This is a genomic window from Roseococcus sp. YIM B11640 (assembly GCF_049727625.1).
GTDB lineage: Bacteria > Pseudomonadota > Alphaproteobacteria > Acetobacterales > Acetobacteraceae > Roseococcus.
Window position 1 is genome coordinate 191,086 of record NZ_JBBJOZ010000003.1, and the last position, 11,702, is coordinate 202,787.

Genomic DNA, 11,702 nt, shown 5'->3' on the forward strand with positions numbered 1-11,702 from the left:
TGGCGCGTCTAATCCCTGGGGATCGAATGCCTCAGGGGAATACGCGCCATGTCAGCCCAGTCTTCCGGCCCGCTCAGCGGCCTTCGCGTCCTTGACCTGACGCGGGTCCTGGCGGGCCCGACCTGTACGCAGATGCTGGGCGACCTGGGCGCCGAAGTGATCAAGATCGAGCGGCCCGAGGCCGGCGACGACACCCGCGGCTTCGCGCCGCCTTTCGTGCCGAACACGCGCGAAAGCGCCTACTTCGTCGGCGTGAACCGTAACAAGAAGTCGCTGACGCTCGATATCGCCAAGCCCGAGGGCCAGGCGATCATCCACAAGCTGCTCGAGAGCTGCGACATGCTCGCCGAGAACTTCAAGGTCGGCGCGCTGGCCAAGTACGGCCTGGGCTACGAGCAGCTGATGGAGAAGTATCCCAAGCTGATTTATTGCTCCATTACCGGTTTTGGTCAGACCGGCCCTTACGCGCCCCGTCCTGGCTACGATGCGCTGATCCAGGCAATGGGCGGCGTGATGAGCCTGACGGGCGAACCCGGCGGCAGCCCGCAGAAGGTGGGCGTTCCGGTGGCGGATCTGTTCGCCGGCCTCTACGGCTGCATCGGCATCCTCGCCGCGCTCAACCACCGTCACGCGACGGGGAAGGGCCAGCACATCGACATCGGCATGCTGGACACGCATGTGGCCTGGCTGGCGAACCAGGGCTCCAACTATCTCTCGACCGGCGAGAACCCGCCGCGTCTGGGCAACCAGCATCCCAATATCGCGCCGTACCAGGAATTCCCGAGCAAGGATGGCTACCTCATCCTGGCGGTGGGCAACGACGCGACCTTCGAGCGCTTCTGCAAGAATGTCGGCCAGGAGCACCTGCTGGCCGACAAGCGCTTCGCGACCAATCCGAAGCGTGTCGAGAACCGCCAGCTGGTGACCGACACGCTGACGCCCGTGATGAAGTCCAAGACCACCGCGGAGTGGATCAGCCTGCTCGAAGAGCTCAAGATCGCCTGCGGGCCCATCAACACGCTGGAGCAGGTCTTCGAGGATCCGCATGTGAAGGCGCGCAACATGGTCTTCGAGATGGACCACGCGAGCGGCCAGAAGGTGAAGGTCACGGCCAATCCGGTGAAGCTGTCCGACACCCCGCCGACCTACCGGTCCGCCGCGCCGGCGCTGGGCCAGCACAATGAGGAGCTGCTGCAGGGCATGCTCGGCATGAGCGCGGCCGAGGTCGCTGAGCTCAAGGCCAAGGGGATCGTCTGAGATGAGCGAGCCCCGCATCGGCGCGCTCCGCAGCACGCTGGATGGCGGGGCGCTCACGCTGCGCTGGACGGAATGGGGGCCAGTCACCGGCCGGCCCGTGGTCTGCGTGCACGGGCTGACGCGCAACGGGCGCGATTTCGACGCGCTCGGCCAATATCTCGGAGCCGAGGGACGGCGCGTGATATGCCCCGACGTGCCGGGCCGCGGCATGTCCGGCTGGCTGCCGTCGGGCGCGCTTTACGCCGTGCCGACCTATGTCGCCGCGCTGGCGCAGCTGCTTGCCGGGCTCGGCGAGTACGACTGGGTGGGCACCTCGATGGGCGGGCTGATCGGCATGGGGGTGGCCGCGCTGCCCGGTACCGCGATGCGCCGGATGGTGCTGAACGACATCGGGCCCTTCATTCCGGCGGCGTCGCTAATCCGGATCCGCGACTACCTGCAGCAGGTTCAGGTGTTCGACAGCCTCGAGGCGCTGGAAGCGCAGCTTCGGAAAGTCCATGCGCCCTTCGGTCCGCTGAGCGATCTGGAGTGGCGGCACCTCGCCACCTACAGCGCGCGTGTCACCGCGAGTGGGAAGTTCGTGTTGCACTACGATCCCGCGATCGTGGAGCCGATGTTGGGCGCCGTCGGCGATGTCGATATCTGGCCGCTCTGGAATTCCTGCGTCACGCGGCCGGTCCTCGTCCTGCGCGGCGAGAGTTCCGATCTGCTGCTGCCAGAGACGGCGGCACGGATGGCCGAGCACCCGCATGTCCGGCTGGAGACCATCGCTGGCTGCGGCCATGCCCCGGCGCTCATGGAGCCCTCGCAGATGCGGCTGATCGCGGATTTCCTGGCCTGACGGCGAAACCCTTCGCGGCGATCCGTTTTGCGTCTTAGCCTTGTAAGATGCCTTGCCGAGGAGGGGTGCCGATGACGAAACGAATGGGCTTGCTGGCCGTAGTGGGCATCGTGGCGGGGGCCGGCGCCGCGGGGGCGACGGGCATGTCCGTGAACCACGTCCCCCTGCAACCCGGAACCACCATCGCGTCCTGCCTGCAGCGCGCGGCGATCGCTATTGCCTCGACGGGCTTGCGGCCGCTGAACACCACGGCCACGGCCGCCTGGGGCGAGCGCGAGGGCGGGCGCATCTTCTCGATCTACTGCCTGCCCGACAACAACGTCGCCATCTTCATCGGCGCCGGCAATTCCTCCCGCGAGGTCTCGCCGGACGTGACCTCGCTGATGAACGCCTTCCGCGACGGTGCGGGCGGCGGTGGCGGGGCACCGCGGAAGTAGCGGTCAGCCCGCCTTCAGCAGGCGGGCGGCCTTCAGCGCGAAATAGCTCAGCACGCCATTCGCGCCGGCGCGCTTGAAGGAGATCAGCGCCTCCATCATCGCTCGGTCATGGTCGAGCCAACCGCGCTCGACCGCCGCCATGAGCATCGAGTACTCGCCGCTCACCTGGTAGACGAAGGTCGGCACGCCGAACTCCGTTTTCACGCGGTGCACGATGTCGAGATAGGGCAGGCCCGGCTTCACCATCACCATGTCCGCGCCCTCGCCGAGATCGAGCGCGACCTCGCGCAGCGCCTCGTCGCTGTTGGCGGGGTCCATCTGGTAGGTTTTCTTGTCGCCGATCAGCGCGCCCGTGCTGCCCACCGCGTCGCGGAATGGCGCGTAGAAGCCCGAGGCGTATTTCGCCGCGTAGCTCATGATGCGCGTGTGGATCAGGCCGCGCGCATCGAGTGCGGCGCGGATGCTGCCGACGCGCCCGTCCATCATGTCCGAGGGGGCGATCACGTCCACGCCGGCCTCGGCCATCAGCACGGCCTGCTGGCAGAGAATCTCGACCGTGTCCTCGTTATGGACGTAGCCGTCGCGCAGCACGCCGTCATGGCCGTGGCTCGTATAGGTATCGAGCGCGACGTCGCCGATGAGCCCCAGGCCGGGATGCGCCGCCTTCAGCGCCCGCGCGCCCCGGCACATCAGGTTGTTGGCGTCGAGCGCGCCGGTGCCCTCCTCGTCGCGGCCCTCGGCCGGCGTGTAGGGGAAGAGCGCGACCGCGGGGATGCCGAGCGCCACGGCCTCGGCCACATGTTCCGCCGCGCGGTCCACGGAGACGCGGACGATGCCCGGCATGCTCTCCACCGGCACCACCTGGTTCTCGCCCTCGGTGAGGAAGATCGGCCAGATCAGGTCCGCGGGCGTCAGCCGGTTCTCGGCCGTGAGCGCGCGCGTCCAGGCGTCACGGCGGTTGCGCCGCATGCGGGTGGCGGGGAAGGAACCGGGGAAGTTCATGGGGCCTCCAATCGGAGACCCTTATACGAGGGGAAGGGGCCCGCGCCTATGCACGGGCCCCCTGCGTCACGACAGCGCCTGCTTGAGGTCGGCGAGGATGTCGTCGATATGCTCGATGCCGATGGACAGCCGGATGTAGCCCGGCGTCACGCCGCTCGCCGCCTGCTCCGTTTCGTCGAGCTGGCTGTGGGTCGTCGTCGCCGGATGGATCGCGAGGCTGCGAGCATCGCCGATATTGGCGACGTGGTAGAACATCTTGAGCTTGTCGATGAAGCTCTGCCCGGCCTCCTTGCCGTCCTTCAGCTCGAAGCCCAGCAGGCTGCCGTAGCCGCCCTTCAGATAGGTGTCGGCCCGGCGCTTGGCCTCGCCTTCCTGCAGGGAAGGGTAGATGACCTTCGCGACCTTGGGATGGCCCGAGAGGAAGGCCGCGACCTTCTGCGCGTTGCTGCAATGGCGCTCGATCCGCAGCGGCAGCGTCTCTAGCCCCTGGAGGAACATGAAGGCGTTGAAGGGCGACATGGGCGCGCCGATGTCGCGCAGCAGGCAGGTCCGCATGCGCAGGATATAGGCGATGGGGCCGAGCGGCTTGGCCGCCTGGCTCCAGATCGCGCCGTGATAGCTCGGGTCGGGCTTGTTCAGCGTGGGGAAGCGGTCGCCACCGGCCTCCCAGTCGAAATTGCCGCCGTCGATCACGATGCCGCCGATGCTCGTGCCATGGCCGCCGATCCACTTGGTAGTGGAGTGCATGACGATGGCCGCGCCGTGCTCGAAGGGCCGGCAGAGGATGGGCGCCGCCGTGTTGTCCATGATGAGCGGCACGCCGAGCCTGCGGCCGATGGCCGCGACCTCCGCGATGGGGAAGACCTGCAGCTTCGGGTTCGGCAGCGTCTCGGCGTAGTAGGCGCGGGTCTTCGCATCCGTGGCGCGGGCGAAGGCCTCGGGATCCGCGGGGTCCACGAAGCGGACCTCGACGCCGAACTGCTTCAGCGTGTTGGCGAAGAGGTTCCAGGTGCCGCCGTAGAGATCCGTGCTGCTGACGATGTTGTCGCCCGCCTCGCAGAGATTCATCACGCAGAAGCTCGTCGCCGCCTGACCGGAGCCCACCGCCAGCGCCGCCGCGCCTCCCTCCAGCTGTGCCACGCGCGTTTCCAGCGCGTCGCAGGTCGGGTTCATGATGCGGGTGTAGATGTTGCCGAGCTCGGCAAGGCCGAAGAGCCGGGCGGCATGGCCCGTGTCCTGGAACTGGAAGCTCGTCGTCTGATGGATGGGCACCGCGACCGAGCCCGTATTCGGGTCCGCGCGGTGGCTGCCGCCATGAAGGGCGATGGTTTCCGGATGGGTAAAGGGCATCTTGGTTCGGCCTTCCTCGCTTTGGTGCGGGAGCCTGCCATTTTCGCAGGGGCGAAGGAAAGGCCCTCAGGCCGGCCGAAGCTTCGCCGCGACGGATGGCGTTAGCGGACGCCGACCCGGTTGACGGGCCCGCCCCGATTGACCGGCGACACGCCAGGTCCCGGCGCGACCCCCACGCCAGGGGCGCCGACTCCCACCCCCGGTGCCATGCCCACGCCAGGAGCGCCGACCCCCGGTGTGACGGCCCGCCGCACCGCCGGCCGGGCGACGCAGCCGACGGGATAGCCCGCCCTGGTGCAGTACACGACGGCCTCCGAAGGGCTCGGCACGATCAGCCATCCAGCCGCGAGCGAAGCGACAAGTGCGGGGCGCAACATGGGCTTGCCTTTCCGTTTCTCCCGGCCCGCAACCTAGCGCGGCGCCGCCCCGCGCGCACGATCAATCCGAACGTCGCGGCAGCCGCTCAGGCCAGCGCCCTTGCGACCTCCGCCAGGGAGGGGCGCCGTTCCGCCTGGGGGTCGAGGCATCGCTCCTGCATCGCGCGGAGCAATCCCAGCCCCTCGGCATCCTCCGCGTGATCCAGCAACTCGCCCAACAGCAATCCGAAGGCCCGGGCCTCGATCCGCAGGAGCGCGTGGCCGCCCGGCGGCAGGAAGCATGCTGCGCCGAAGTCGCTCACGATCGCCTCGCCGCCGGCGCCGTCCCACAGGATGTTGTGGGCATAGAGATCGCCGTGCAGCAGCCCGCGATCGTGCAGATGGGCCACGGCCGATGCGACGCAGTGGGCGATGCGACGCGCGGCCGGGCCGCTCAGCCGCAGGCTGGGGTCGTAGACGTCCCGTGTGCAGCTTTCCAGGCTGGGTGGCCCCGCAAGCACGCGCCAATGCTCCGGGATCAAGGGCATCAGCAGGCCTTCCAGCCCCTCGGGATGGCCATGGAGCCGCCCGATCGCGCCGACGAGCTGCGGGTGCCCGCCGGCGGCGAGGCAGGCGGCCATTTCGTGGCGCGGCAGCCCGTCGCTGGTCATGGCGCCCTTGAACAGCTTCAGCGCGACGGTCTGCGGCTCGCCGTTGTTCCAGAGCGCGCGGTGGACGCGGCCCGAGGCGCCTTCGCCCAGCAGGGGCCCCGGCTCCAGCTCCTGCCAACTGATCAGCCTCGCGGCGGGAGGCCTGCCGGGATCGAAGGGATTTCCCGCCCAGGCCGGCCAGGCCAGCGTGGGATGGGCTGCGAGCCAGGACGGCAGCGCCTCGAAGCCATTGGCGGAAATCCGCAGCAGTTCGAGATTCGGGGCCTCCGCGAGGCCTGCGGGGAGACGCTGCAGCCGGTTGCCGGACAGCATCAGCTTCTGAAGGGCCGGGCGCTGACCGAGAGCGGACGGGACCTCCTCGATCCGGTTGTCGGTCAGTGTCAGCCAGCGCAGGCGCGGCGGCAGGGATTCGCCCGGAACCTCGCGGATCCCGGCGCCCCGGAAGCCGACCTGGCTGAGCGCCTCGCAACCCCCGATTCCGGGGGGCAGGCGCTCGAAGCGATTGCCGGAGGCGAAGAGCACGCGCAGGTGCCGCAGCCGTCCCAGGTCTTCGGGCAAGTCGGACAGGGCGTTGAAGCCGAGGTCCAGGAACTCCAGCGTCTCCGCCAGTCCGAAGATCTCGCGGGGGAACTCGGTCAGGCCGCAGCCGCCCAGGCGCAGCTCACGCGCGCCGGACAGCGCTCCGCGGCGGAGTGCTTCGAGGGTCGCGAGGCTCATGCGGCGCGCGTCAGAGCGCCCGCCAGCCGATATCCTTGCGGCAGAAGCCCTCGGGCCAGTCCACTTTCGCGATGGCCGCATAGGCCGCCTCGCGCGCTTCCTGGAAAGTCTTGCCCGACGCGCCGATGCCCAGCACGCGGCCGCCATTGGCGACGAGGCGCCCAGCGTCGTCGCGCGCTGTGCCCGCGTGGAAGACCTGCACGCCCGGCACCTGCGCGGCGGCTTCCAACCCGCGGATCTCCGTGCCCTTGCGCGGTGTGCCGGGATAACCCTCTGCCGCCATCACGACGAGGATGCTGGCCAGCTTTTCCCAGCGCAGGTCGAAATCCTTGAGCTCGCCCTGCGTGGCTGCGACCAGCGCGGGCAGGATGTCGCTGCGGAGGCGCAGCATCAGCGCCTGGCATTCCGGATCGCCGAAGCGGACGTTGAACTCCAGGAGCTTCGGGCCCTCCTTCGTCAGCATCAGCCCGGCGAAGAGCACGCCCTGGAAGGGCATGTCGCGCCGCGCGAGCTCGGCGAGGACGGGGGTGATGCAGCGCTCCATCACCTCGGCCTGCAGCGCCTCCGTGAAGGCGGGGGGCGGGGAGTAGGCACCCATGCCGCCCGTGTTCGGGCCGGTGTCGCCGTCGCCCACGCGCTTGTGGTCCTGTGCCGCGCCGAGGGGGATGGCATGCGAGCCGTCGCAGAGCGCGAAGAAGCTGATCTCCTCGCCCACCAGGCATTCCTCGATGACGAGGGTGGCGCCGGCGGCGCCGTGGATGCGGTCCTCCATCATCTCGGTGACCGCCTGCTCGGCCTCCTCCACCGTGGTGGCGACCACGACGCCCTTGCCGGCGGCCAGGCCATCGGCCTTCACCACGATGGGCGCCCCCTTCTCGCGGATATAGGCGCGGGCGGCGGCGGCCTCGGTGAAGCGGCCGAAGGCGGCGGTCGGCGCACCGGCGGCGTTGGCGATGTCCTTGAAGAAGCTCTTGCTGCCTTCCAGCCGCGCGGGCCCGGCCTTCGGGCCGAAGCAGGGGATGCCGGCCTGGGCGCAGGCATCGGCCAGCCCGAGGGTCAGCGGCGCCTCGGGGCCGACCACGACAAGGTCCACACCCTCGGCCTTCGCGAGCGCCAACTGCCCCTCGATATCCTCGGAGCCGACGGGGAAGCATTCCGCAATCTCCGCGATGCCCGGGTTGCCGGGGGCGCAGATCAACCGCGTCAGCAGGGGCGAGGCCGAGATCGCCCAGCACAGCGCATGCTCGCGGCCGCCGCCGCCCACCACCAGAACCTTCATGCCCCATGCCTCCGCAAAGCCGCGATCCGCCGCTATAGTCGGGTGATGGACGGACCCGGCGGCAATATTCCCGAATATGGTGTGGGCGAGTTGGCCGGGGCCATCAAGCGCACACTGGAAGGTGCCTTCCAGCGCGTCCGTGTCCGTGGCGAGCTGACGGAGGTCAAGCCCTATCCCTCGGGCCACATCTACCTCTCGCTCAAGGACGAGAACGCCAAGATCGAGAGCGTCGTCTGGAAGAGCGCCGTCTCCCGCCTCGGGCTAAAGCCCGAGAACGGGCTGGAGGTGATCGCGACCGGCCGCGTCTCGACCTATGGCGACCGCTCCAAATACCAGCTCATCATCGAGAAGCTCGAATATGCCGGCGAGGGCGCGCTGCTGGCGCGGATCGAGCGTCTGCGGCTGGCGCTGCTCAAGGAGGGGCTTTTCGACGCGGAGCGGAAGCGGGCGCTGCCCCTGCTGCCGCGCGTCGTCGGCGTCGTGACCAGCGAGCGCGGGGCGGTCATCCAGGACATCCGCACCACCCTGGCGCGCCGCTTCCCGCGCCACCTCATCCTCTGGCCGGTGATGGTGCAGGGCGAGGGCTCGGCCGAGCAGATCGCGGCCGCCATCAACGGATTTTCGGCGCTGGAGCCCGGCGGGAGGGTGCCGCGGCCGGACGTGCTGATCGTGGCGCGCGGCGGCGGCTCGCTCGAGGACCTGATGGCCTTCAACGAGGAGATCGTGGTCCGCGCGGCAGCCGGATGCACCATCCCCCTGATCTCCGCCGTGGGGCACGAGACGGACACGACACTGATCGATTTCGCCAGCGACCGGCGCGCGCCCACGCCCACGGCCGCGGCCGAGATCGCCGTGCCGGCGCGCGCCGAGCTCGCGGCCGCCCTGGCGCAACGCGGCGCGAGGATGGACCAGTGCGTGGCGGGCTTGCTCCGGGAGTCGCGCCTGCACCTGCATCGCGCCGAACGTGGCCTGCCGGATCTGCCTGCCCTGGTGAACCAGCTGCGCCAGCGCCTGGACGACCGCGGCGAGCGGTTGCGGACGGCGCTGCCGGGCTTCGTGCTCTCTCGGCGCCAGGCGGTCACGCGCCTGGCGGGCCATCTGCGGCACCCTCGCGAGGCCATCGCCGCCGGCCGCAACGCCGTGCAGGCGCTGGATCAGCGGATGGGGGCGGCCTGGGCCCAATCCCAGGCCAAGCGCCACGCAGCGCCTGCCATGGCCCGGCTGTCCGCCGCCCCGGTCATGGCCTTGATCCGCGAGCGCGCGGCCCGCGTCGAGGGCCTCTCGGCTCGGTTGGAGGCCGTAAGCTACAACGCCGTCCTGGCGCGGGGCTTCGCCCTGGTGCAGGGCGCGGGCGGCCAGCCGGTGACGGCGGCGGCCGAGGTCGCGCCCGGCGCCCGGCTGACGCTGACCTTCCAGGACGGCAGCGTGGAGGCGACGGCGGCCGGCAAGCCGCGAGATTCGCGCCAGGGGAGCCTTTTTTGAGGCGCCGCGCCGCCCTCGCGCTCCCCGCGCTGCTTCTGGCGCGCCCGGCCCGCGCGCTGCAATGGCGCGGGACGGCGACCCAGGGCGCGCTGCTGATCGGGCAGGGGGCTGCGGGCGCGAGGCTGGCGCTGGACGGCCAGCCTGTCCGCGTCTCGCCCGAAGGCTATTTCGTCCTGGGCTTCGGCCGCGACCACGGGCCACGCGCGACGCTCGCCGTCAACGGCAGCCCCCAGCTGATCGAGGTGGCTCCCCGCCATTGGGACACCCAGCACATCACCGGCCTGCCGCCCGCGCAGGTGACGCCGGATGCCGCGACGCTGGAGCGCATCCGTGTGGAGCGCGAGCGCCTGGCCGTGGTCCGTGGGATCGACAGCGCGGCCACCGACTTCGCCTCGGGCTTCGGCTGGCCGGCGCGCGGGCGGATCAGCGGGATCTACGGCAGCCAGCGCATCCTGAACGGCCAGCCACGCCAGCCCCACCTGGCGCTGGACGTCGCCGGGCCGGTGGGTACGCCCATTCATGCCGCCTGCGCTGGCCGGGTGACGCTGGCGGCCGAGTTCCACTTCTTCGGCCGGCTGCTGGTGCTGGATCACGGCCATGGCGTGAACACGCTCTATGCGCATCTCTCGGCGATCGATGTGCGCGAGGGCCAGCGGGTGTCGGCCGGCGAGCGCATCGCGGCGATGGGTGCGACCGGGCGCGTCACCGGCCCGCACCTGCACTTCGGAGTCAGCTGGTTCAGGACCTTCCTCGATCCGCAGCCGCTGCTGCCTGGATGACATGTTCCTGGCGAAGGTTTCAGGACGAGGAATGCCCGGCGTAACCTCCCCTATTGGAAAGGTTTTCGGCGACCGCCGCCTCTGCTTGAAAAACTAAGTTACCAAATTGTCATCTGTTCGTGCTACCCGGCCTGTTCAGCTTGGGTTAATGTTGGGCCTCCATCGCAGGGGGGCCGCCAGAGTTGGCGGCGACCTGCTCTGTTCTTGCGCATGGACGGTCCAGGACATTCATGAACGTGATTCATCAGGAGCCGCCGAAGCTCGACCAGAAGGCCGAGACCCGGCAGGTCCAGGAACCGGAAACCCAGCAGGCAGGGCGTCCGTCGCGTAAGCCATGGCTTTGGGCGGCGCTTGCGATCGCGCTCGCAGGCGGCGGCTACTACTACCTGAACCATCAGGCCGCCGAGGCCCCCGCGCCGACGGCGGCGGCCGGGCCTGCGCTTCCGCCCGGCGAATTCAGGCTGAGCGAGGGCGACATGCGCGCTCTCCGCATCGAGCCGATCGTGGCGCGGGACTTCCAGCCCGAGCGCATCGCCGAAGGCCGTATCGCCTATAATGACGACCGTTCCACGCCCATGCTGTCGCTCTATACGGGGCGCGTGATCCGCGCCTTCGCGCGCGTTGGCGATCGCGTGGAGGCCGGAGCGCCGCTGTATGAAGTCGAGACGCCGGACGTGACGGGCGCCGCGAACGACCTCCTGGGCGCGCTCGACAACATGCAGAAGGCGCGCGTCTCGCTGGATCAGGCACGGCGCGAGGAAGCGCGGCAGCAATCCCTGTTCTCCGCGCGTGCCTCGTCGCAGCGCGATGTCGAGCAGGCGCGGGCTGCCGCAACCGCGGCCGAATCCGACATGCGCAGCGCGGCGGCGCAGGCGGAGACCAGCCGCGACCGGCTGCGCGTCCTCGGCCGCACGCCCGAGCAGGTTGCCGAGATCGAGCGCACGCGCCAGGTCAGCGGTGTGATCAACGTGACGGCGCCGCTCGCGGGCACGATCACCCAGCGCCGCGTCGGTCCGGGCCAGTGGGTCACGGCCGGGCAGGGCGATCCCGTCTTCACCATTTCCGACCTCTCGACGATGTGGCTCGTCGCCAATGTGCGCGAGCTGGATGTGCCCCTCGTCCGCGTGGGTCAGCGCGTCGACGTCACCGTCAGCGCGCTGCCCGGCCGCAGCTTCGAGGCGCGGATCGTCCGCACGGCCGCGGGCCTCGACCCCTCCACCCGCCGCCTGACGGTGATGGCGGAGGTCCAGGATCCGCAGAACGAGCTGCGCCCGGAGATGTTCGCGAATTTCCGCATCGAGGTCGGCCAGCCCGCGCGCACGCCGGCGGTGCCGGCCCACGCCGTCATCTTCCGTGGCGCGGAAGCGAATGTCTGGGTGGCGCTCCCCGACCAGCGCTTCACCCTGCGCAAGATCACGCCCGGCATCCGCAGCGGCGAGATGATTCAGGTTCTATCGGGCCTGCAGGAGGGCGAGCGTGTCGTCACCGGCGGCGCCCTCTTCATCGACCGCGCCTCGCGCATCGACTGACG

Annotated in this window: 10 protein-coding genes; 6 read left to right on the plus strand and 4 right to left on the minus strand. The window is 69.9% G+C overall.

What is annotated here, in order from left to right; genetic code table 11:
* Window positions 1-48: 48 nt before the first annotated feature.
* The 3 genes from WJM96_RS14820 (at window position 49) to WJM96_RS14830 (ending at window position 2,535) form a co-directional block, all read left to right on the plus strand.
* A complete protein-coding gene (locus tag WJM96_RS14820) occupies window positions 49-1,257 on the plus strand; it encodes a CaiB/BaiF CoA transferase family protein (protein ID WP_424813291.1) in 1,209 nt (402 codons plus the stop codon).
* A gap of 1 nt (window position 1,258) precedes the next feature.
* The gene (locus WJM96_RS14825) at window positions 1,259-2,098 is read left to right on the plus strand and encodes an alpha/beta fold hydrolase (RefSeq protein WP_424813292.1); all 840 of its coding nucleotides are present in this window, start codon (window positions 1,259-1,261) and stop codon (window positions 2,096-2,098) included.
* A 71-nt stretch (window positions 2,099-2,169) separates the two neighbouring features.
* Window positions 2,170-2,535 carry a hypothetical protein gene (locus tag WJM96_RS14830; protein ID WP_424813293.1) on the plus strand — a complete coding sequence of 122 codons (366 nt, stop codon included), beginning with the start codon at window positions 2,170-2,172 and terminating at the stop codon, window positions 2,533-2,535.
* A gap of 3 nt (window positions 2,536-2,538) precedes the next feature.
* On the opposite strand, the gene hemB is transcribed toward WJM96_RS14830, so the two are convergent.
* The 4 genes from hemB to purD form a co-directional block, all read right to left on the minus strand.
* Window positions 2,539-3,537 (minus strand): porphobilinogen synthase, encoded by a 999-nt coding sequence (gene hemB, locus WJM96_RS14835; RefSeq protein WP_424813294.1) that lies wholly within the window; start codon window positions 3,535-3,537, stop codon window positions 2,539-2,541.
* Between the two features lie 66 nt (window positions 3,538-3,603).
* Window positions 3,604-4,887 carry an O-acetylhomoserine aminocarboxypropyltransferase/cysteine synthase family protein gene (locus WJM96_RS14840; protein WP_424813295.1) on the minus strand — a complete coding sequence of 428 codons (1,284 nt, stop codon included), beginning with the start codon at window positions 4,885-4,887 and terminating at the stop codon, window positions 3,604-3,606.
* 463 nt (window positions 4,888-5,350) lie between these two features.
* Complete coding sequence (locus tag WJM96_RS14845) at window positions 5,351-6,631, minus strand: leucine-rich repeat-containing protein kinase family protein (RefSeq protein WP_424813296.1); 1,281 nt, start codon at window positions 6,629-6,631, stop codon at window positions 5,351-5,353.
* Between the two features lie 10 nt (window positions 6,632-6,641).
* Window positions 6,642-7,910, minus strand: coding sequence for a phosphoribosylamine--glycine ligase (gene purD, locus WJM96_RS14850; protein ID WP_424813297.1), 1,269 nt, complete (start codon window positions 7,908-7,910; stop codon window positions 6,642-6,644).
* Between the two features lie 45 nt (window positions 7,911-7,955).
* Between purD and xseA the strand changes: the two genes are divergently transcribed.
* The 3 genes from xseA (at window position 7,956) to WJM96_RS14865 (ending at window position 11,700) form a co-directional block, all read left to right on the plus strand.
* Window positions 7,956-9,392, plus strand: coding sequence for an exodeoxyribonuclease VII large subunit (xseA, locus tag WJM96_RS14855; protein ID WP_424813601.1), 1,437 nt, complete (start codon window positions 7,956-7,958; stop codon window positions 9,390-9,392).
* Window positions 9,389-10,171 carry a M23 family metallopeptidase gene (locus WJM96_RS14860; protein WP_424813298.1) on the plus strand — a complete coding sequence of 261 codons (783 nt, stop codon included), beginning with the start codon at window positions 9,389-9,391 and terminating at the stop codon, window positions 10,169-10,171. Before xseA ends, WJM96_RS14860 begins: the two co-directional genes overlap by 4 nt.
* A gap of 230 nt (window positions 10,172-10,401) precedes the next feature.
* Window positions 10,402-11,700 (plus strand): efflux RND transporter periplasmic adaptor subunit, encoded by a 1,299-nt coding sequence (locus WJM96_RS14865; RefSeq protein WP_424813299.1) that lies wholly within the window; start codon window positions 10,402-10,404, stop codon window positions 11,698-11,700.
* The last annotated feature ends 2 nt before the right edge of the window (window positions 11,701-11,702 follow it).